At 72.4% G+C, this 20,924-nt stretch carries 20 protein-coding genes; 15 read left to right on the top strand and 5 right to left on the bottom strand.

What is annotated here, in order from left to right:
- Nucleotides 1-240: 240 nt before the first annotated feature.
- From AB0E02_RS26790 to AB0E02_RS26800, 3 genes are all read left to right on the top strand, one after another.
- Nucleotides 241-774: a PH domain-containing protein gene (locus AB0E02_RS26790; RefSeq protein WP_362143303.1), complete on the top strand. Its 534-nt coding sequence runs from the start codon at nt 241-243 to the stop codon at nt 772-774.
- A complete protein-coding gene (locus AB0E02_RS26795) occupies nt 771-2,783 on the top strand; it encodes a PH domain-containing protein (protein WP_362143305.1) in 2,013 nt (670 codons plus the stop codon). The genes AB0E02_RS26790 and AB0E02_RS26795 overlap by 4 nt, the downstream gene beginning before the upstream one ends.
- Nucleotides 2,784-2,878: 95 nt before the next feature.
- Nucleotides 2,879-3,292: an SsgA family sporulation/cell division regulator gene (locus AB0E02_RS26800; RefSeq protein WP_362143307.1), complete on the top strand. Its 414-nt coding sequence runs from the start codon at nt 2,879-2,881 to the stop codon at nt 3,290-3,292.
- Nucleotides 3,293-3,552: 260 nt separating this feature from the next.
- Here AB0E02_RS26800 and AB0E02_RS26805 read toward each other — a convergent pair whose 3' ends face one another.
- Nucleotides 3,553-4,323: a polysaccharide deacetylase family protein gene (locus AB0E02_RS26805; RefSeq protein ID WP_362143342.1), complete on the bottom strand. Its 771-nt coding sequence runs from the start codon at nt 4,321-4,323 to the stop codon at nt 3,553-3,555.
- A 147-nt stretch (nt 4,324-4,470) separates the two neighbouring features.
- Here AB0E02_RS26805 and AB0E02_RS26810 point away from each other — a divergent pair, with 147 nt between their 5' ends.
- From AB0E02_RS26810 to AB0E02_RS26825, 4 genes are read left to right on the top strand one after another with little or no spacing between them, the layout of a single operon-like run.
- The gene (locus AB0E02_RS26810) at nt 4,471-5,175 is read left to right on the top strand and encodes a response regulator transcription factor (RefSeq protein WP_030415362.1); all 705 of its coding nucleotides are present in this window, start codon (nt 4,471-4,473) and stop codon (nt 5,173-5,175) included.
- A complete protein-coding gene (locus AB0E02_RS26815; protein ID WP_362143309.1) occupies nt 5,172-6,743 on the top strand; it encodes an ATP-binding protein in 1,572 nt (523 codons plus the stop codon). The genes AB0E02_RS26810 and AB0E02_RS26815 overlap by 4 nt, the downstream gene beginning before the upstream one ends.
- Nucleotides 6,740-7,354, top strand: coding sequence for a hypothetical protein (locus AB0E02_RS26820; RefSeq protein WP_362143311.1), 615 nt, complete (start codon nt 6,740-6,742; stop codon nt 7,352-7,354). Before AB0E02_RS26815 ends, AB0E02_RS26820 begins: the two co-directional genes overlap by 4 nt.
- 42 nt (nt 7,355-7,396) lie before the next feature.
- Complete coding sequence (locus tag AB0E02_RS26825; protein WP_362143312.1) at nt 7,397-7,798, top strand: DUF1992 domain-containing protein; 402 nt, start codon at nt 7,397-7,399, stop codon at nt 7,796-7,798.
- 18 nt (nt 7,799-7,816) lie between these two features.
- On the opposite strand, the gene AB0E02_RS26830 is transcribed toward AB0E02_RS26825, so the two are convergent.
- On the bottom strand, nt 7,817-9,103 hold the full coding sequence (locus AB0E02_RS26830) for a hypothetical protein (protein ID WP_362143314.1): 1,287 nt from the start codon (nt 9,101-9,103) through the stop codon (nt 7,817-7,819).
- Between the two features lie 160 nt (nt 9,104-9,263).
- On the opposite strand from AB0E02_RS26830, the gene AB0E02_RS26835 reads away from it, so the two are divergent.
- The 4 genes from AB0E02_RS26835 (at nt 9,264) to AB0E02_RS26850 (ending at nt 14,841) form a co-directional block, all read left to right on the top strand.
- Nucleotides 9,264-11,144, top strand: a complete 1,881-nt coding sequence (locus AB0E02_RS26835) for a methylmalonyl-CoA mutase family protein (protein ID WP_362143316.1) — start codon at nt 9,264-9,266, stop codon at nt 11,142-11,144.
- Nucleotides 11,145-11,149: 5 nt separating this feature from the next.
- Nucleotides 11,150-13,381, top strand: coding sequence for a methylmalonyl-CoA mutase (scpA, locus tag AB0E02_RS26840; protein ID WP_362143344.1), 2,232 nt, complete (start codon nt 11,150-11,152; stop codon nt 13,379-13,381).
- An 11-nt stretch (nt 13,382-13,392) separates the two neighbouring features.
- Nucleotides 13,393-14,400: a methylmalonyl Co-A mutase-associated GTPase MeaB gene (gene meaB, locus AB0E02_RS26845; RefSeq protein ID WP_362143318.1), complete on the top strand. Its 1,008-nt coding sequence runs from the start codon at nt 13,393-13,395 to the stop codon at nt 14,398-14,400.
- Nucleotides 14,401-14,481: 81 nt separating this feature from the next.
- Complete coding sequence (locus tag AB0E02_RS26850) at nt 14,482-14,841, top strand: coenzyme f390 synthetase (RefSeq protein WP_362143320.1); 360 nt, start codon at nt 14,482-14,484, stop codon at nt 14,839-14,841.
- Here AB0E02_RS26850 and AB0E02_RS26855 read toward each other — a convergent pair.
- Nucleotides 14,838-15,740, bottom strand: coding sequence for a LysR substrate-binding domain-containing protein (locus tag AB0E02_RS26855; protein WP_362143321.1), 903 nt, complete (start codon nt 15,738-15,740; stop codon nt 14,838-14,840). The two genes, AB0E02_RS26850 and AB0E02_RS26855, sit on opposite strands and share 4 nt — an antisense overlap.
- 83 nt (nt 15,741-15,823) lie before the next feature.
- Nucleotides 15,824-16,348, bottom strand: a complete 525-nt coding sequence (locus AB0E02_RS26860; RefSeq protein ID WP_362143322.1) for an ATP-binding protein — start codon at nt 16,346-16,348, stop codon at nt 15,824-15,826.
- Between the two features lie 196 nt (nt 16,349-16,544).
- On the opposite strand from AB0E02_RS26860, the gene AB0E02_RS26865 reads away from it, so the two are divergent.
- Together AB0E02_RS26865 and AB0E02_RS26870 are read left to right on the top strand one after the other, a co-directional pair.
- The gene (locus tag AB0E02_RS26865) at nt 16,545-16,778 is read left to right on the top strand and encodes a DUF397 domain-containing protein (RefSeq protein ID WP_030815120.1); all 234 of its coding nucleotides are present in this window, start codon (nt 16,545-16,547) and stop codon (nt 16,776-16,778) included.
- A 129-nt stretch (nt 16,779-16,907) separates the two neighbouring features.
- Complete coding sequence (locus AB0E02_RS26870) at nt 16,908-17,813, top strand: helix-turn-helix transcriptional regulator (protein WP_362143324.1); 906 nt, start codon at nt 16,908-16,910, stop codon at nt 17,811-17,813.
- Nucleotides 17,814-17,900: 87 nt separating this feature from the next.
- Here the strand turns inward: AB0E02_RS26870 and AB0E02_RS26875 are convergent, their stop codons facing one another.
- Nucleotides 17,901-18,716 carry an SAM-dependent methyltransferase gene (locus AB0E02_RS26875; protein ID WP_362143325.1) on the bottom strand — a complete coding sequence of 272 codons (816 nt, stop codon included), beginning with the start codon at nt 18,714-18,716 and terminating at the stop codon, nt 17,901-17,903.
- Nucleotides 18,717-19,020: 304 nt separating this feature from the next.
- Between AB0E02_RS26875 and AB0E02_RS26880 the strand changes: the two genes are divergently transcribed.
- Together AB0E02_RS26880 and AB0E02_RS26885 are read left to right on the top strand one after the other, a co-directional pair.
- Nucleotides 19,021-19,803: an ATP-binding cassette domain-containing protein gene (locus AB0E02_RS26880; RefSeq protein ID WP_362143326.1), complete on the top strand. Its 783-nt coding sequence runs from the start codon at nt 19,021-19,023 to the stop codon at nt 19,801-19,803.
- Between the two features lie 67 nt (nt 19,804-19,870).
- Nucleotides 19,871-20,689, top strand: a complete 819-nt coding sequence (locus tag AB0E02_RS26885) for a class I SAM-dependent methyltransferase (protein WP_362143346.1) — start codon at nt 19,871-19,873, stop codon at nt 20,687-20,689.
- Nucleotides 20,690-20,924: the final 235 nt, after the last annotated feature.

Consider the following 20,924-nt stretch of genomic DNA (forward strand, 5'->3'; position numbering starts at 1 on the left):
TACTTGTCCGGCTTCTTGTCCTGCCGCTCCCCCCCCCCGCTTCCTCTGCCACTTCCCCTGCTGCCTGTCGTGGGAGTTGCTTCCTGTTTCTCGCTTCTCGTTCCGCTATGTCCCCACTCCCCGCAGGGTCGTTGGTCGTCCCAGGTGGGGCCGCCTTTTCGAGGGGCATTTTTGCAAGTCGCTTGTACCGTTATAACGTATCGCCATCCAATACAGTTGACCTGGAAACGGTGACTCCGCATGTCCGAGCCCGAGGCCGAGCCCCACGCCGCCCTCGTCCTGCGACCGCCCCGCCATCGCGTCGATCCACGGGCCCGCCGTTGGTGGGCGGTGCAGGCGCTGCTGACGCTCAGCGGTCCGATGCTGCTGACCGCGCTCGTCATGGCGGTCCTGTCCGTGCTGTTCTTCCCGGGTGCCCTGCCGTGGCTGGGACCCCTGCTGCTGGTCGTGCTCGTCGTGCCGGGCCTCGGCTATCTCCTGGTGATGCCGCGGTGGCGGTACGCGGTGCACGCGTGGGAATTGGGCGAGCGGGCGGTGTACGCGGCGGGCGGCTGGTTCTGGCAGAAGCGGCGGATCGCCCCGCTGTCCCGGGTGCAGACGGTGGACACCGTGCGCGGTCCGCTGCAGCGGCGGTACGGGCTGGCGACGGTGACCGTCACCACCGCCTCGACCGCCGGGGACATAAAAATCGCGGGGCTGTCGGACGCGGACGCCGAGGAACTCTCGCGGCGGATCGGCGAGGCCGCCCAGCAGGTGCCGGGTGATGCCGTATGAGCACCTCACACCCGGCGCGGCCGGCGCAGTGGGATCACCCCTCGCACCCGTCCCAGTGGCGGCGGTTGGATCCGCGGACGCTGCTGGTGCACTGCGGCTGGATGGCGGCACCGCTCGGTTCGCTGGCGTTGACGGCGCTGGCCACCGGAGGCCGGATCAGCGCCCGTGGCTGGATCACCCTGGCCGTCATCGCCGCCTCGTTCGCCGTCGTCACCACGCTCGGTCTGATCCGCTGGGCCCGCACCGAGTTCCGGGTGAGCCTCAACGGGGAGGCCGTCGCGGCGGGCCACACGGCTGAGCGGCCCGGCCCCGCAGGCAGCGCCGCCCCAACCAGTAACGCCTCCACTCGGGACGCCCCCACCCAGGACGCACCCACCCGTAGCGCCCCCACCCGTAACGCCAGCACCCGGAACGCTCCCACCCTCGACATCCGCAGCGGGCTGTTCAACCGGCGGCTGCGGAGCATCCCGCTGCACCGCATCCGCACCGTCGATCTGACCGCGTCACCCCTGCACCGGCTGCTGGGCGTCACCGTGTTGCGGGCCGGTACGGCCGGCTCGGGCGAGAGCGGCGGGGCACTGTCGCTGGACGCTCTGGCGGTGAGCGATGCGGCCCGGTTGCGTGCGGAACTGCTGGCCCGGGCCGGCAGTGCGGCGGCCGACGGCGACCCGGTGGTGGCCCGTATCGACTGGCGCTGGCTGCGGTACGCGCCGCTCACGTTCTGGATCGTCGGCGGGGTGTTCGCGGCGGCGGGTTCGGCCTACCGGGTGCTGGACGGCATCGGCATCGAGCCGTGGAAACTCGGCATCGTCCGGCAGGCGTTCGCCGAGTTCGGCACCAGCGCCCTGTGGGTGACGGTCCCGGTGGCGCTGCTGGCCGTCCTCGCTCTGGGCTCGGCCGGTGCCCTCGGGCTCTACGTCGAGAACTGGTGGAACTACCGCCTGGAGTGGACCGACGACCACACGCTGCAGGTGCGGCGCGGACTGTTCACGACCCGGTCGGTCGCCATCGAACGCGCCCGGCTGCGTGGGGTGTTGCTGCGCGAGCCGCTGCTGTTGCGGGCCGGCGGTGGTGCGCTGGTCAGGGCGGTGGCCGGTGGCCTGGGCAACCGCGAGGAGAACCGCAAGCGGAGCGGACTGCTGCCGCCGGCACCGCGCGCGGAGGCACTGCGGGTGGCGGCGGGCACGCTCGGCACCCCCTTCCCCGGGACCGGAACGGGGACCGGAACGGGGACCGGAACGGGGACCGGAGCCGGAACCGGGACCGGAACCGGGACCGGGACCGGAACCGGAACCGGAACCGGGACGAGCCACCCCCACCCGCCCACACCCACACCCACACCCAACCTCACGCCCGGGATCGAAAGCGCACCCCCGTCCATCCCAGCCACCCCGTCCCCAGCCACCCCAGCCACCCCAGCCACCCCAGCCTTCCCGCCCACCCCCGCTCCCCTGACCCCCCACCCCCGCGCCGCCCTCCGGCGCCGCCGGGTGCGCGGGATGCTGTTCGTCGTGCTGCCCGGTACCGCGCTGCTCGCCGGACTGGGGGTGGCTCTCACCCCCGTACTGCTGCAGTGCGCCTGGGCCTTCGCGGTGGTGGCCACGCCGCTGGTGCTGTGGCTGGCGCGGGACGCGTACCGCAATCTGGGGCACGGTCTTCAGGGCGGCTTCCTGGTCGCCCGGTCGGGCACCTTCAGCCGCGACACCCTCGTCCTCCAGCGGTCCGCGATCGCGGCGTGGACGTTCACGGATTCGCCGTTCACCCGCCGGTCCGGTCTGGTCACGTTGACCGCGGCGGTCGCGGCGGGTGAGGACGGCTACCGCATCCGGGATCTGGCGGCCGGCGAGGCGGCCGGATTCGCGACGGCCGCAGCACCGGGGATTCTGGCGGAGTTCCTGGTTCCAGCCGGGGAATCCCCGGCGGCCCCGGTGGATTCCCGGCAGTTCCCGGGCAGTTCGGGGAGAACGCAGCAGGGGCGGCACCGTTCCGACAAGAGCCCGGCAACATGAGATACATCACACCCCTGTCGCGTGCACGGCGAGAGCGGGCACACCGTCCTACTGGACGAGCCATTGCCCAACAACAGCCGTGAGGGAGCAGCGCGATGAACACCGTCATCGACCACGCCGTCCAGGTCCGTCTCATCGCCACCGCCCCCGGCCCGTACGCGGTGCCCGCGGTGTTGCACTACCAGCCCGCCGACCCGCTGGCCGTACGGATGTCCTTCCCGCCGGAGATCTCGCTGGACGGCTCGGCGGTGGACTGGGCGTTCGCGCGTGAGCTGCTGGCGGAGGGGCTGCGGGCGCCGGCCGGGCAGGGCGACGTCCGGGTACGGCCGTGCGGCCCGGACCGCACGGTGATGGAGTTCCACGCGGACGAGGGCATCGCGATGGTGCAGTTGGACACGGTGGACGTGCGGCGGTTCCTGGACCGGTCGTACGAGGCCGTGCCGGCCGGCAGCGAACTCGCCTACCTGGGCATGGACCGCGGGCTCGCCGAGCTGTTCGGCGCGGCGTAGGACCACGGAGGAAAGCGGGCCGGTGGGCGGGTGGACAGCGGCGGACGCCCGGAAACACCACATGTCGGCCGACGCCCGGAAACACCACAGCCGACCGACGCCCGCAGACAGATCGAACATAGACCGCCGCTCAGAGACTGGGCCCACGGACTGGGCCGACCGCGCCGTGACGTCACCGGCGCCGCCGGCTCGCAGAACGGCCGTCGCCCCGGGGAGTTCCCCGGGGCGACGGCCGCTTCACAGCTTGCGGAAGGCGTGGGTCAGCGCTTCGGGAACCCGAAGCCGTACCCCTGCTGCTTCATCCACGGCAGCAGGCGGTCCAGCGACGCGACGGTGAGGGCGCGGTTGCCGCCGCCGTCGTGGAAGAGGACGGTCGGCCCGTTGGTGATCTCCCCGTGGACGGTGGCCTCGATCGCCTCGACGCTGCCGCTCTCGAAGTCCTTGCTGTCGACGTTCCAGCCGAGCGGGCGCATCCCGTGGGCGGCGGCCAGCTTCCGGCTGTAGGGGGTGAAGGCGCCGCCGGGTGCGCGGTAGTAGTCGACCTTCGCGCCGCCCGCCGCGTCCTCGATCATCTTCTGGGCGTCGAGGATCTGCTGCGACTGGTAGCTCTCCGGCTGGTGGTCCATGCCGGTGTTGTGGCTGACGGTGTGGTCGCAGAGCTTGTGCCCGGCGGCCACCACCTGCTTGACCAGGTCGGGGTGGGCCCTGGCCTGCGGGCCGATCATGCAGAAGACGGCCTTGACGTCGTGCTTCTTGAGTACGTCGAGGACCTTGGGGGTCCAGACCGGGTCCGGGCCGTCGTCGATGGTGATGTTCAGGCTGCGGCCGGGGCGGTCGGAGGCGTGCACGATGGCCGGGTCGACGGGGGCGATCTTCGGTGCCCGCTGGGCCTGCCGGCCGAGGGTGTCCGCCTCGGCCTTGGACGGACCGCCCAGTTGGCCGGAGGCGACCGCCCCGACGATCCCCAGCGACACCACCGCCGCCGCCACCACTCCGATGATGCCGCCCTCGATACCGAAGCGCCGAGCCATCCCGATCCCGTCCCCTATGCCGTGCCGGTGTCCGTGCGGACGGCGGGTGCCGGAGGCATCCGCCGTCTTCACCACGACAGATGCGTCCCGGGCCGGGATGGCTGCTCCTGTTACGGATCCATCATGAAACTTATTGATACTGGAGCCATGCCACGAGTACTTCTGATCGAGGACGACGCCGCCGTACGGGACGGAGTGTCCCTCGCGCTACGGCGGCGCGGCCACGAAGTGGCGGCCGCGGCCAGCGGCGAGGAGGGTCTGGCGGCGCTGCCCGGGTTCCGCCCGGACATCGTGCTGCTGGATCTGATGCTCCCCGGCAAGGACGGTTTCGAGGTGTGCCGGCTGATCCGCGCCGAGCGGCAGTTGCCGATCATCATGCTCACCGCCCGCGGCGACGATCTGGACGTGGTGCTCGGGCTGGAGGCGGGGGCCGACGACTACATCGTCAAACCGGCCCGTGGTGAGGTGCTGGAGGCGCGCATCCGGGCGGTGCTGCGCCGTACGGCGCTGCCCGCCGACGGTGCCCCGGCCGTGGAGCCGGGGCCCGCGCCGGTCGAGACCTACGGCGAACTGGCCATCGACCGGGCCGGTCTGGTCGTCGCCAAGGGCGGCAAGGACCTGGCACTGGCGCCCTCGGAGATGAAGCTGCTGCTGTTCCTGTCCGCGACGCCGGGGCAGGTCTTCAGCCGCCAGCAGTTGCTGGAGCATGTGTGGGAGCACAGCTACCACGGCGATGCGCGGCTGGTGGACGCCTGTGTGATGCGACTGCGGACGAAGATAGAGGACACCCCGCGCAGCCCCCGTTACGTCCAGACCGTGCGCGGCTTCGGTTACCGCTTCGGTCCGCTGTGAACCGCCTCGCCGGCCGGGTGCCGTCGCGCACCCTGCTGCGTGGTCTGCGGGCGCGGCTCGTCGTGGGGTTCCTGGTGGTGGCGGCCGTCAGTGCGCTGACCACGGCGCTGCTGACGTACCGCGAGGCCCGTAACGCCATTCTGCAGCGGTCCCAGGACATCGCGGTGAACGATCTGCGGGCGCAGGTGAACTCGCTCGCGCCGGAGCTGACGGTGCCGCCGACGCAGGCGGACCTGGACAACTTCCGGGTGCAGCTGGAACGCTCCGGCAAATCCCGCGAATGGGATATTTCCGTACATTATCTCGGTGTTCCGGACAGTGATGAGGGCGGGCTGCAGCGCAGTGTGGTGATCCCGGCCGACCTGAAGGCGTCGGTGGAGAAGCGGCACGTCCCGGCCTTCCAGCGGATCAACCGCGCGGGGTCGCCCTGGCTGCTGATCGGCATGCCGGTGCGGCAGTCCGACGGGCAGGCGTCCGCATTGTCCGTCTATGCCCAACTGCCGCTCAGTGCGGAGGAGTCCAACGTCGAGGCGCTGGTGACCGCGGCCCAGCGGGGTGCCCTGCCGGTGCTGATCCTCGCCGTGATCCCGGCGCTGCTCGCCGCGCGCGGGGTGCTGCGGCCGGTGCGCGGGCTGCGGCAGGCCGCCGGGCGGATCGCCGAGGGCAAACTGGACACCCGGCTGGAGGTCAAGGGCGGCGACGAACTCGCCGACCTGTCCCGCACGTTCAACGACATGGCGGCCCGGCTGGAGGAGAGCATGGCCGAGCTGCGCCGCCTGGAGGCCAACTCCCGGCGGTTCGCGGCCGATGTCTCGCACGAGCTGCGCACGCCGCTGGCGGCGATGACCGCGGTGACCGACGTGCTCGACGAGGACGCCGACTCCCTCGACCCGGACACCGCCTCCGCGGTCCGGCTGATCAGCCAGGAGACCGGCAAGCTGGCGCGGATGGTGGAGGACCTGATGGAGGTCTCCCGGTTCGACGCGGGCGCCGCGGCGCTCCATCTGGACGAGGTGGATGTCGCCGAGACCATCCGCAAGACGCTGCAGGCCCGGGCCTGGCAGAAGCGGGTGGCCGCGGACCTGCCCGAGGACGTCCGGGCCCAGCTCGATCCGCGGCGGCTCGACGTGGTGGTCGCCAACCTGGTCGGCAATGCGCTGCACCACGGCGGCGAGCCGGTGCGGGTGGTGCTGCACGCCCCGGAGCCGGGCGCGGACCGCCTGCTGATCGAGGTCCGCGACAGCGGCCCGGGAATAGACCCCGAGGTCCTGCCGCACGTCTTCGAGCGGTTCTACAAGGCGGACTCGGCCCGGGCCCGTTCGGAGGGCAGCGGTCTGGGGCTGGCCATCGCGATGGAGAACGTACGGCTGCACGGCGGCGTGATGCGGGCGGCCAACTCTCCCGACGGCGGCGCGGTGTTCACCGTGGACCTCCCGCTGCGCCAGGACGAGCCGGCCGGGCCCGGCGGCACGGCCGGGGCGGCGGACGGTCCGGGCAGGACGGACGGGGCGGACGCGGCGGACGGGACCGAAGGGAACCGCGCGGCCGGTGAGGAGAACGACGGATGAGCGCCATGAACGGCCGGAACGCCCCGCGAACGCCCAGGGCCCGCATGCTGGGCGGGGTGGTCAGCGGTGCGCTGGCCGGTGCGCTGGCCGGCTGCGGTATCGCGCCCACTGATGTGATCGACGCCGGTGAGCCCGCCTCCGGGGTGAAGTCGCCGGGCCAGCCCGCGGCCGATGTCCAGCTGTTCTTCTACGGGCCGTCCGGTCTGCGGTCGGCGACCCGGCCGGCGAAGGCCCCGGTCGACCCGGACCAGGCGCTGTCACTGCTGATGGAGGGGCCCAACCACGCCGAGCGGATGCGCGGCCTGTCCAGCGTGCTGCCGAAGTTCCCGGGCCCGCTGACCGCCACCACCGGCGAGGGCACGGTCGTGATCCACCTGCCGATGAACGTCAAGCTGCTGGACTCCGCCTCGCTCAACCAGCTGGTGTGCACCGCGGCCAACGCCCGGGTGCCGGGGAACAAGCCGCCGGATCAGGTGATGGTGACCCTGGTGGGCGACACGGTCCGGGTCGGCCCCATGGTGTGCGGCGGCAACAACGCCTTCCCGATCGTCCAGCCCAGCCCGACCACGCCGGGCGGCACCGGCGGTACCGGGGGCGGCGGCGTAGGCTGATCACAGGGCCGGACCAGAGCCGCGACGTGGGGAGTCCTTGCGATGTCCGAGCGCAAACCACCCGGAGTCAGCTTCGAGAGCTGGGTCGACAAGCAGATCCGCGAGGCGACGGAGCGCGGCGATTTCGCCGACCTCCCCGGGGCCGGCAAGCCCCTTCCGCACCTCGATCAGCCGTATGACGAGATGTGGTGGATCAAGGAGAAGATGCAGCGGGAGCACCTCTCCTACCTGCCGCCGAGCCTGGTGTTGCGCAAGGAGGCCGAGGAGGCGCGCGAGGCGGCCGCGAACGCCCCGACCGAGGCCGCGCTGCGGCGCATCCTGACGGCGGTCAACGAGCGGATCCGTGCCGCGCTGCGCACTCCCCTGGAGGGCCCCCCGCTGAATCTGGTGCCGTTCGACATCGACGAGCAGGCCGGCAAGTGGCGGGAGCGGCACGGGAGTTGAGGTCCGCCGGGCCGGCCGTCAGGGTGCGGTGTCCGTCATCGTGACGCGGAGGAAGCGCGGCCGGTAGAGGTCGACGTCGCCGTTGACGTGCGGGTCGGCCGGGACGCCGGGCGGCCCGAGCCAGTTGATGTCGTAGCTGAGCAGCAGGGTGCCGTCCGTGGTGGATCCGGGGTGGGCCTGCGGGTTGTAGGCGACGACGCACTGCGGGTCGGGGGCGGGCGGCCGGGGCGGGGTGATCCGGCCGTGCGGGCCGTGCCAGGGGCCCTCGGGTGCGCAGGCCCAGTAGCCGGTGAGGCTGCGCATCCCGGCGGTGCCACCGCCCCCGGTGTCCATGGTGAACAGCACCCAGGCCCGGGAGGTGCCGCCGCCGTCGCGGACGACGGTGAAGGCGCTGCCGACGCCGCGGCGGCCGTCGTCCCGCAGCACCGGTGCGGCCCGGCCGGCCCGTGGCTGCCAGTGGGTGCCGTCCCAGAAGCGCCAGCTGCCGCGGTCCGCGAGCCGGCCGACGGGGACCCGGGCGAGGTAGGCGCGGGAGGCGGGTGCGGAGGGCGGGTCGTCGGCGCCGTAGACGTAGGTCCAGCGGCCGGCCCGGACGGCCGCAGCGCCGTATTGCACGCGCCGCCCGGGGTCGGCGGCGGCGTCCGGGCCGACGGTTTCGTCGATGCGTTCCAGGTGCAGGCCGGGCAGCGAGAGGGTGGCGACCTCGGTGCCGTACGGCATTCCGAAGATCCACGGTCCGGTGCCGGGCGCCCGGCGCCACAGCAGCACCCGCACCACGCGCTCGGCGGCGCCGGGCGTCCGGGGCTCGACCCGCGCCTGGACCGGCCAGCGCCAGCCGCCGTCGGGCGGGTCGGGGAAGTACGGGCCGGGTGCGGTCGGGGTGCCGCCGGTCAGGGTGCGTTCCGGCCGGCCCGAACGGGAGGTCACCACCAGGGAGTTGTGCCGGAGGTACGGGGTGCCGTGGTCGGCGGTGCGCCAACGGCTGTGCCGCCCCTGTGGGTTGGGGGGTGGCTGGACGCGGTCGAGGAAGGTGTCGGAGAAGAGCCAGAGCGTGCGGCCGTCGGGGAGGCGCACCGAGTGGGTGCCGTCGCCGCCGGTCCAGTCGTCGGTGCGGGTGTTGTCGTTGCCGTAGCGGGCGAATGCGGCGGTTTGCCGGGAATCGACCGACCAGGAGGCGATCCGGCGTCCGGTGCAGCCGGCCGCCCGGCGGGGGCCGCCGGACCCGGGCAGTGCCCACAGCAGCGCGGCGACGGCCAGGAGCAGGGCGGCGAGGGCCGTGGTGCGGCGGTGCGGCGCCCTGGACATCGTGCTCCTCGGTCGGTCTCCGGGGTCTTCGGGTGTCCGGGATCACCGTACAGAACCGGTCAGCGACGCATAGATACGCACATGCGGGGGTGGTCAACGAGTGCAACGTCACAGCCGGAGCCCCTGCTCCAGCTAACGGTCGTTCGCCTAGCCTGCTGCCATGACCGCCGAGTCCACCGAACTCCCCCTGGCCGCGGCCTTCCCGGATGCCGATCGCGAGCAGTGGCAGCGCCTTGTCGAAGGCGTGCTGCGCAAATCGGGCGTCACCGAGGCCACGGGTGCCGCCGCCGAGGACGCGCTCGCCACGGATCTCCAGGACGGGATCCGCGTCCGCCCGCTCTACACCGCCGAGGACGGTGCGGCCGCCTCGGGCCGCCCCGGGTTCCCGCCCTTCGTACGGGGCGGCCGGCCCGAGGGCACGACCGTCGCCGGCTGGGACGTACGCCAGCGCCAGGTGCACACCGATCCACGGCGCGCCAACGAAGCGGTGCTCGCCGATCTGGAGAACGGCGTCACCTCGGTCTGGCTGACCGTCGGGCACGGCGGGGTGCCGGTGTCCGGTCTTGCGGAGGCGCTCAAGGGCGTCTATCTGGACCTGGCCGCGGTGGTGCTGGACGCGGGCGCCGATTTCGCCCCGGCCGCCGAGGAGTTGCTGCGCCTGTACGCCGCGGCCGGTGTGCCGGCGGCCGAGGTCACCGGCGCGCTGGGCTCCGACCCGCTGGGGCTGCTGGCCCGTACCGGTGACGAGAGCAAGCTGCGGGTGCAGCTGGAGGCGGCGGCCCGGCTGGCCGGGCGCTGCCTCGCGGAGGCGCCCGGGGTACGGGCGCTGGCCGTCGACGCGCTGCCGTACCACGAGGCGGGCGGCTCGGCGGCCGAGGAGCTCGGCACCTCCCTCGCCACCGGCGTCGCCTATCTGCGGCACCTGACCGCGGCCGGGGTGGGCATCGACGACGCCTGCCGGCAGCTGGAGTTCCGTTACGCCGCGACCGCGGACCAGTTCCTGACCATCGCCAAGCTGCGCGCGGCCCGCCGGCTGTGGGCGCGGGTCGCGGAGGTGTGCGGGGCCGCGCCGGGCGCGTCCGCGCAGGTCCAGCACGCGGTGACCTCGCCGGTGATGATGACCCGTCGGGACCCGTGGGTGAACATGCTGCGCACCACGGTCGCCGGGCTGTCGGCGGGGGTCGGTGGTGCGGACGCGGTGACGGTGCTGCCGTTCGACGCGGCGCTCGGCCTGTCCGACGCCTTCGCCCGGCGGATCGCCCGCAACACCCAGTCGGTGCTGCTGGAGGAGTCGCACCTGTCGAAGGTGATCGACCCGGCGGGCGGCTCCTGGTACGTGGAGCAGCTGACCGATGAACTCGCCCGCGCGGGCTGGGCGTTCTTCCAGGAGATCGAGACCGCGGGCGGTCAGGCCGCGGCACTGCGCTCCGGGCTGCTCCGCGAGCGGCTGGCGGAGACCTGGGCGCGCCGTACCGAGGACCTGGCGCACCGCCGCGAACCGATCACCGGTGTCAGCGAGTTCCCGTTGCTCGCCGAGGCGCCGGTGGAGCGCGAGCCGGCGCCCGCGCCGGTGTCCGGTGGGCTGCCGCGGGTGCGCAGGGACGATGCGTACGAGGTGCTGCGGGCCCGTTCGGACGCCCATCTGGCGGCGGCCGGGGCCCGGCCGAAGGTGTTCCTGGCCGCGCTGGGCCCGGTCGCGGCGCACACCGCGCGGGTGGCGTTCACCGCCAACCTGTTCCAGGCGGGCGGCATCGAGACCGTGCAGGAGCCGGTGGACGCGGAGTCGGTGGCGGCGGCGTTCGCCCGCAGCGGTGCGCGGATCGCCGCGCTGTGTTCGAGCGACGCGGTCTACGGCGAGCAGGCGGCCGCGGTGGCGGCGGCACTGAAGGCGGCGGGTGCGGTGCGGGTGTTCCTGGCCGGCCGGCCGGGCGAGCGCCGGGAGGAATTCGAGGCGGCCGGGGTGGACGCGTTCGTCTTCGCGGGCTGCGACGCGGTCGAGGTGCTGTCCTCGGCCCTGGACGTCATGGAGGTGGCGGGATGACCGAGATGCAGGAAGCAACGCAACAGGCCGGCGCCATCCCGGACTTCAGCACGATCGAGCTGGGCGGACCGGCCGCGGTGGACGGCGCGGCCGGGGCGGAGCAGTGGGCCCAGGCCGTGGAGGCCGCCACCGGCAAGGGAGTTGCGGACCTGACGTGGGAGACGCCGGAGGGCATCGACGTCAAGCCGCTGTACACCGAGGACGATCTGGCGGGCGTCGACTTCCTGGGCACGTACCCGGGCATCGCGCCGTACCTGCGCGGCCCGTACCCGACGATGTACGTCAACCAGCCCTGGACGATCCGGCAGTACGCCGGCTTCTCCACCGCGGAGGAGTCCAACGCCTTCTACCGCCGCAATCTGGCGGCCGGTCAGAAGGGCCTGTCGGTCGCCTTCGACCTGCCCACCCACCGCGGCTACGACAGCGACCACCCGCGGGTGACCGGTGACGTCGGCATGGCGGGTGTCGCCATCGACTCGATCTACGACATGCGGCAGCTCTTCGAGGGCATCCCGCTGGACAAGATGACGGTGTCGATGACGATGAACGGCGCGGTGCTGCCCGTGCTGGCGCTGTACATCGTGGCCGCCGAGGAGCAGGGCGTACCGCCCGAGAAGCTGGCCGGGACCATTCAGAACGACATCCTCAAGGAGTTCATGGTCCGCAACACCTACATCTATCCGCCGCAGCCGTCGATGCGGATCATCTCCGACATCTTCGCGTACACCTCGCAGAAGATGCCGCGCTACAACTCCATCTCGATCTCCGGCTACCACATCCAGGAGGCCGGTGCGACGGCCGACCTGGAGCTGGCGTACACCCTCGCGGACGGGGTGGAGTACCTGCGGGCGGGGCTGGCGGCCGGGATGGACGTGGACGCGTTCGCGCCGCGGCTGTCGTTCTTCTGGGCGATCGGCATGAACTTCTTCATGGAGATCGCCAAGCTGCGCGCGGCCCGGCTGCTGTGGGCGCGGCTGGTCCAGAAGTTCGAACCGAAGAACCCCAAGTCGCTGTCCCTGCGTACCCATTCGCAGACCTCGGGCTGGTCGCTGACCGCGCAGGACGTGTTCAACAACGTCACCCGGACGTGTGTGGAGGCGATGGCGGCGACCCAGGGTCACACCCAGTCGCTGCACACCAACGCCCTCGACGAGGCGCTCGCCCTGCCCACCGACTTCTCGGCGCGGATCGCCCGGAACACCCAACTGTTCCTCCAGCAGGAGTCGGGCACCTGCCGGGTGATCGACCCGTGGGGCGGCAGCGCCTACGTCGAGAAGCTCACGTACGACCTGGCGCGCCGGGCCTGGCAGCACATCGAGGAGGTCGAGGCGGCCGGCGGGATGGCCAAGGCGATCGACGCGGGCATCCCGAAGCTGCGGGTGGAGGAGGCCGCGGCCCGTACCCAGGCGCGGATCGACTCCGGGCGGCAGGCGCTGATCGGCGTCAACAAGTACCGGGTGGCCAGCGACGAGGAGATCGACGTCCTCAAGGTCGACAACTCCGCGGTCCGCGCCCAGCAGATCGAGAAGCTCAAGCGGCTGCGGGCCGAGCGCGACGAGGCGGCCTGCCAGGACGCGCTGCGGGCGCTGACCGCGGCGGCGAAGTCCGGTCCCGGCAAGGGACTTGAGGGCAATCTGCTGGCGCTGGCGGTGGACGCGGCCCGGGCCAAGGCGACCGTCGGGGAGATCTCGGACGCCCTGGAGGAGGTCTACGGGCGGCACTCCGGCCAGATCCGTACGATCTCGGGTGTGTACCGAGACGAAGCGGGCCCCTCCTCCGGTGTGGAGCGCACCCGGACGCTGGTGGCCGAGTTCGAGCGGGCCGAGGGACGCCGGCCGCGCATCCTGGTGGCCAAGATGGGCCAGGACGGCCATGACCGCGGCCAGAAGGTGATCGCCACGGCCTTCGCCGACCTGGGCTTCGACGTGGACGTCGGCCCGCTGTTCCAGACCCCGGCCGAGGTGGCCCGCCAGGCGGTCGAGGCGGATGTGCACATCGTCGGGGTGTCCTCCCTTGCCGCCGGTCACCTCACCCTGGTGCCGGCGCTGAAGGAGGCGCTGGCGGCGGAGGAGCGGGAGGACATCACGATCGTGGTGGGCGGGGTGATCCCGCCGCAGGACGTGCAGCCGCTGCGCGACATGGGCGCGGCCGCGGTGTTCCTGCCCGGCACGGTGATCCCGGACGCCGCGCACGACCTGGTGAAGGACCTGGCGTCGGTCCTCGGCCACGAGCTGTAGAGCGGGGGGACATGCCTGCGACGATCGACGTCGAACGGTACGCCGAAGGGGTCCGGGCGGGTTCCCGGGCCTGGATCGCCCGGGCCGTCACCCTGGTCGAGTCCACCCGCGCCGACCACCGGGCGGCGGCGCAGCGGCTGCTGGTCGAGCTGCTGCCGTACTCCGGTGCGGCCCGCCGGGTGGGCATCAGCGGGGTGCCCGGTGTCGGCAAGTCGACCTTCATCGACGCGCTGGGGTCGCTGCTGACCGGGATGGGGCATCGGGTGGCGGTGCTCGCCGTCGACCCGTCGTCCAGCCGGACCGGCGGCTCCATCCTGGGTGACAAGACCCGGATGGAGCGGCTGGCGACCGACCCGGCGGCGTTCGTGCGCCCCTCCCCCACGTCCGGGACGCTGGGCGGGGTGGCGCGCGCCACCCGCGAGTCCATCGTCGTGATGGAGGCCGCGGGCTACGACGTGGTGCTGGTGGAGACGGTGGGTGTCGGCCAGTCGGAGACGACCGTGGCCAACATGGTCGACACGTTCCTGCTGCTGACCCTGGCCCGCACCGGCGACCAGCTCCAGGGCATCAAGAAGGGCGTGCTGGAGCTGGCGGACCTGGTGTCGGTGAACAAGGCCGACGGTCCGCACGAGCGGGACGCCCGCTCCGCGGCCCGCGAACTCGCCGGTGCGCTACGGCTGTTGCAGCCGGCGGACGCGGTGTGGACGCCGCCGGTGCTGACCTGCAGCGCCCGCGAGGGCACCGGTCTGAAGGCGGTCTGGGAACGCGTCGAGCAGCACCGCACCCTGCTCGAATCGACCGGTGCGCTGGCCGAGCGGCGCCGCACCCAGCAGGTCGACTGGACCTGGTCGATGGTCCGCGAACGGCTCATCGACCGCCTCCAGGAGCATCCCGAGGTGCGCCGGCTGGGCCCGGAGGTCGAGCGGGCGGTGCGGGACGGTGAGATCACCGCGACGCTGGCGGCCGAACGGCTGCTGTCCGCGTTCGGCCTGGCGGACCCGGCGGCCGGGGAGGCGTAGCGAGCGTCCGGCCGGAATACTCACCCGGACACCTGAGTAGCTCAGCTCATGACGGCCCCGTGCCGGGCCCCGAGTATGTCGATGACGCATGGACGGACGTTTTCGGCATCTTCCCTGGGGGCCATCATCAATCCGCAGGACGTCGCACACGGGCTGTACGAGGACAATCCGCTGGCCGGGCTGATCGAGGGGTTCTGTGTGGCGCCGGCCGGCGGTGAGCTGGAGTCCCGGCCGGTCGTCCATGTCGAGCTGCGGCCGGGGGTGCGGCTGTCGGCCGTCGAGGCGGACCGGCTGGCGCTGGCCTGTCAGCAGGGCGTGCTGCGCCGACTGGCCGCCGGTTGCCGGGACTTCCTGCCCTCGCCGGCGGACTGCCCTGCGGCCCACGAGGTGGCGATCACCCTGCACGGGTACGGCACCGGTCCGTTCGCCCCAAAGTCCTAGAGCATTCCGCGCGCCTGTCGGGCCCGTTCGGCGAAGTGGGCGACGGCGAGGTCGCGGAAGCGGGCGGCCGCCGCGGAGAGGTAGCCGTCCTCGCGGCGCACCAGGCTCAGGACCCGTACGCAGTCGGGGGCGTCGATGCGCAGCCAGGCCAGCGGGGCGGCGGTCAGGTCGGCGCGGGCGATGGAGGGCATCAGGCCGATGCCGAGGCCGGCGATGACGAGGAAGTGGGTGGCGCCGGGTTCGTCGCCCTCGCAGCCGATGACCGGGCGGCGGTCGAGGGGGGTGAACAGCCGCTCCAGCAGGGCGCGTTGCCAGTGTCCGGGGCGGGTGGTGATGAAGGGCTCGTCGGCGAGGTCGGCCACCGTCACCCGTTCCCGGGCGGCCAGCGGATGGGCCGCCGGGACCGCGAGCAGCACCTCCTCGTCCAGCAGCCGCACCGCGCCGAGCCCGGCGCCGGTCAGCGGCTGCGAGGCGACGCAGAAGTCCACCTCGCGGGTGCGCAGGTGTTCGCGCATCAGGTCGGGGGTGGACTGGAAGCAGCGGACGGTCACGTCGGGGTGGGCGGCGCGGAAGCCGGCCAGCAGTTCGGTCAGCGGCAGCAGGGTCTCGGCGGCGATGGTGACGCTGCCGTTGTCGAGCCCCGCGGCGTCGGCCATCTCCCGGCGGGCGTCGTCGAGTTCGTCCAGGGCCCGTTCCACCCGGGCGAGGAAGGCGGCGCCGTGGCGGTTGAGCCGGATGGTCCGGCCCTGCCGGTCGAAGAGCGGCAGGCCCAGTTCGGCTTCGAGGCGGGCGATGGTCCGGCTCACCGAGGGCTGGGCCACCCGGAGTTCCTCGGCGGCCCGGCTGATGTGTTCCCGGCGCGCGACGACCCGGAAGTACCGCAGGGACAGCAGATCCATCGGTTCCTCGGGCCTTCGGGTCGGACGGCGGCGACCCGGAAATGATCACACAGGGCGGCTCCCGGAGAGCGGGGAACGGCGGCTCAGCCGCGCAGCGGCACCGTGGCCCACACCGTCTTGCCCGAGTGGTCCGGCGGGGTCCAGCCCCAGGCGTCGCTCAGCCGGTCGACGAGGTGCAGCCCGCGGCCGGATTCCGCCAGCGGGTCGGCGGTCCGTACGACGGGGGCGTCGGTGCCGCCGTCGGATACGGCGCACAGTACGGCGGTCTCCTGCCGGGTCAGGGCGAGCCAGGCCGGGCAGACCGGCGCGGGCACCAAGCAGAACCCGTGGGCGACCGGTACCGCGTCCGGCTCCCCCGTCCGGATGCCGTGGCGCAGGGCGTTGCTGACGAGTTCGGTGACGACCAGCGCCGCGTTCTCGGTCACGTCCGCGGCCAGTTGCCAGCCGGTGAGGGTCGCCCGGGTGAAGCGGCGGGCCTCCGCCACGGTCTGCGCACAGCTGCTGAGGGCGCAGGCGGCGAAACCGTCGGGGGCGGGCATCCACCAGCTCTCCTCGAACGCTTCCTCTGGAAGGGCGTCGTGCACGGTCTCTGCCGGATGAGCGGTCATCAAGATCTCCGCGAGGGCGATTTCGGGGCTGGGCCGGACTGCCTTGGAGAGCTAATATCCTCGGCAGCCGTCGCCCGGTGCAAGTGCATCTGCAATTACATCGGTAAGGACGGTCGCTCAGGGGCTCGTTCACGCCACCGTGATCGCGGGCTCGGGATCGGTCGGAGGGATGTCCTCCAGCAAGGGAGCAGGTCTGATGGAGTCGGTGACCAACGGCATGCAGGCGACCCGCATCGAGGGCGTCGTCTGGCGCAAGAGCCGCCGCAGCAACCCCAGCGGCAACTGCGTTGAGCTGGCCGTCCTTTCGGACGGCGGGGTGGCCGTGCGCAACTCCCGGTTCACCTCCGGGCCGGCGCTGATCTACACCCGCGACGAGATGGCGGCCTTCGTCCAGGGCGCCAAGGACGGCGACTTCGACGACCTCGTCTGACGCACCGGCGGCATATGCCGCCGAGATTGGCGCATATGTCGTTCGGATAGTCGCCCTGACTGTACGAACACTTGGCGCGATGGGACACTGGGCGTTCGCCCGACCACTCAGGGGAGTCAGGGAGTCAGCATGAGTGAGGCGCAGCCGAGCAGCGGTCAGTCCCTGCGCCGGTATCTCGACCATCCGCGGGGCGGTCCGACGGTCCTGCGGATCGTGCTGGGCACGCAGTTGCGCCGGCTGCGCGAGGCGGCCGGCGTCACCCGGGAGGCCGCCGGGGACGCCATCCGCGGTTCCCACGCGAAGATCAGCCGCCTGGAGCTCGGCCGGGTCAGCTGCAAGGAGCGGGACGTCGCCGATCTGCTGACGCTCTACGGCGTCACGGACGACGCGGTCCGTGACGACTTCCTCAAACTGGCCCGCCGGACCAGCAGTCCGGGCTGGTGGCACCAGTACGGCGATGTGCTGCCCGGCTGGTTCGAGACCCATCTCGGCCTGGAAGAGGCCGCGTCGGTGATCCGCACCTATGAAGTGCAGTTCGTGCCGGGCCTGTTGCAGACCGCGGACTACGCCCGCGCGGTGGCGCAGCTCGGCCATCCGCGGTCGACGCCCGAGGAGATCGAGCGGCGGGTGCGGCTGCGCGTGCAGCGGCAGGAACTGCTGACGCTGCCGGATGCGCCGCGGGTGTGGGCGGTGCTCGACGAGGCCACGCTGCGCCGTCCGCTGGGCGGCCGCGAGGTGATGGCGGGCCAGCTGAGACATCTGCTGACGATGTCCGAGCTGCCGAACGTCACGCTGCAGATCGCGCCGTTCAGCCTCGGCGGTCTGGCGGCGGCCGGTGGTCCGATCACGATCCTGCGCTTCCTGGAGCCGGATCTGCCGGACATCGTCTATCTGGAGCAGCTGACCAGTGCGCTGTATCTGGACAAGCGCGATGACGTCGACCACTACCTGGCGGTGATGGACCGCCTCAGCGCCCAGTCGGAATCACCGCGCGAGTCGCTGGCGATGCTGGAGCGGATGCTCAAGGAGATCTGATACCGCCCACATAGGTCTGATCCGGCGACGAGCGGCGGGGCGCCCGGGTGGGCCCTTTGCCGCTCGTCGCCGTCCGGGCCCGGTACATCAGACCTTGCGGGCGACCCCGCCGTACTCGATCCACTCCAGGGTCAGCTGCTTGGGGCCGATGTCCGCGTCCGGCTTCCAGGTCGAGACCTCCACCAGCCCGGGCTCCTCGATCTCCAACCCGTCCAGGAATCCGGCAAGTTCGTGCGCCTGCCGCACCCGGCCCCACTGGCCGTGGGTCTGCTCGGCCATGAAGTTGGTGACGAAGTCACGGGTCGCCGCGTCCTCGCTGACCAGCTGGCACACCACCAGGAAGCTGCCCGGGGCCAGCCGGTCGGCGACCCGCTTGATCAGTCCGCCCGGGTCGTCGGAGTCCGGGATGCAGTGGAGCACGGAGACGAACAGCGCGGCGACCGGCCGGTCGAAGTCGATCAGCCGCGTCACCTCCGGGCTGTCGAAGATGCCGTCGGTGTCCCGCATGTCGGCCTGGATCACCGCGGTGTTGGCGTTCTCCTCCAGCAGGGCCCGGCCGTGCGCCAGCACGATGGGGTCGTTGTCGACGTACACCACCCGGGCCTCCGGGTCGACGCGCTGGGCGACCTGGTGGACGTTGTCCTGGGTCGGCAGGCCTGAGCCGTGGTCGATGAACTGCCGGATGCCGTGTTCGGTGGCCAGCCAGCGCACCACCCGCTGCAGGAAGCGGCGGTTGTTGAGGGCCAGCACCTGGGTGCTCGGCACGACCTTGCTCAGCTGTTCGCAGGCCTCGCGGTCGACGGCGTAGTTGTCCTTGCCGCCGAGGTAGTAGTCGTACATCCGCGCGACGCTGGGGACGGTGACGTCGACGGTGCTGGACTGCGGTGCTGATTCTTGGCTCATTCGACACTTTCCCGTCGCTTCGACAGCCCTCGGCCACGGCAGGGCCATGGCGCAGCAATGGCGCCGTTCCGTGTCGGAACGACCACGCCGCGCAGTCCAACATACCTATGGAGTGGCGGCTGTTGCAGGTGAGCGGCAAGGGTTCTTACGTCTCGTCAGTGGTTCCCGGCCCCGGCGGGGGGCGCCCGCAGCGCCGCCGATTCTCATCACGCTCTCACCCGCCGCTTATCGCCCGGTCACAGCCTTTTCCTACGGTCGGCGCAGGCGCGTCGCGGGCCCGCCCGGCGGCCGGAGGAGAGCCACCATGTACCACCTGACCGGTGTGACCACGCGCTGCCGGAGCGGCCGGGACGGGGTGGCGGTGCGCGCCCTGGACGGTGCCGATCTGTACGTCGAGGACGGCGGTGCGCTGGTCGTACACGGTCCGGCGGGGGCGGGCCCGGCGGCGCTGCTGCGGGTCCTCGGCGGGCGGGAGCGGCCGGTCCGGGGCAGCGTGGTCCTCGACGGCACGGATCTGGCCACCGTCGCCGAGTCCCGGCTGGCCCGGATCCGGACCGAGTCGATCGGGGTGGTCCGCGGCGCGGAGAACGGTCTCGTCCCGGGGCTCACCGCGGGGCAGAACGTGGCGGGCGCGCTGGTCCCGCTGCGGCTGCGGCCCACCGACCGTCAGGAGCTCGCCGCCGAGGCCCTGGCGGAGGTCGGTCTGGGCAGTCAACTGCATGCGTTTCCGGCCGAGTTGACGGACGCGATGCGGCGGCGGGTGGCGCTGGCGCGGGCACTGGTGAAGCGGCCGTCGGTGCTGCTGGCGGACCGGCCGACCGCCTTACTGGGCGCCCGGGAGCACGCCGAGCTGGTGGAGCTGTTCGTACGGCTGTGGGGCGAGCGGCGGTTCTGCTGCGTGGTGACCACGGCGGACGACGTGCTCGCCGACCAGGCGCCGCGGCTGGCGACGCTCACCGCGGGACGGGTGACCCTCCCCGCCGGCCACCGGCGCACGGTTCCGGCCGTCCCGTCTGGTGGCCCTTCCGCGTGGCCGGTAGAAGGGAGGGATGACCATCGCGACGAATGCATCCGGGAACAGCGGTGAGCAGGGGGACGCCGGGCCGATACCGCCGCGGCCGGCAGTGCGGCACCCGGCTCCCGGCGTCGAGGAGATGATCCGCGCCAACCGGGCCAACTGGGACGCCCGGACCCCGGTCCATGTGGCCAGCGAGTTCTACGGCCTGGACGGTTCGCGGACCGCCGAGCACTGGTTCGCGCCGTTCGAGTGGGCGGATCTGGGTGAGCTCGCCGGGCGGGACGTGCTGCATCTGCAGTGTCATCTGGGCACCGAGACGGCCGCGTTCGCCGACCGGGGCGCGGCGCGCACCGTGGGCCTGGACTTCTCGGCCGCGGCGGTGCGGGAGGCCCGGCGGCTGGCCGATGAGGCGGGCCGGGACATGGAGTTCGTGCGGGCGGACGTGCACGACGCGGTGTCCGCGCTGGGCGGCCGCCGCTTCGACGTGGTCTACACCGGCAAGGGCGCGCTGTGCTATCTGCCGGACCTCGCCGCGTGGGCGGGGATCGTCAGCGCCCTGCTCCGGCCCGGCGGGACGTTCTACCTGGTGGAGTTCCACCCGCTGCTGGACGCCCTCGGTCCGACGCCGGACCCGGAACGGCAGGACCTCCGGCTGCGCCACGACTACCTGGGCGGCCGCGGCGCCCTCCGGAGCGATACGCCGCACACCTACACCGACGGGCCGCCGGTGCGCGGCGCCACCACGAGTTACGAGTGGCGGCACGGTATCGGCGAGGTGATCACGGCCGTGACCGGCGCCGGTCTGGCCGTCCAACTGGTGCGGGAGACCGAGCTGCTGCCCTGGAAGCGGTTCGACGCCATGGTGCCGGCGGAGAACGGCTGGTGGCGGCTGCCGCCGTCGGAGCCGTTCATTCCGCTGCTGTACGCGCTGCGGGCGGTCAAGCCGCGCGACTAGCGGCGGCCGCAGAGCCGAACCCCTTTACCCCATCTGGTACCTGCCGTCGTCACGGACACGCCGACGCACGCTCCGCCAATCGGGTTGCTTCGTGCCCCGTCCGTGGTCCTGCGTGCGGCCGGTCGCTTCAATGAGTGGTACCGACGGTGGGTGCCCATCCCCTGGCGGGGACCACGGACGGCTGCTGCACGACGCAGTCCGCTGTGCTTCTTCAGGGCACCCCCGGCAGGAGAAC

The organism is Streptomyces sp. NPDC048196, assembly GCF_040652715.1.
Taxonomy (GTDB): domain Bacteria; phylum Actinomycetota; class Actinomycetes; order Streptomycetales; family Streptomycetaceae; genus Streptomyces; species Streptomyces siderophoricus.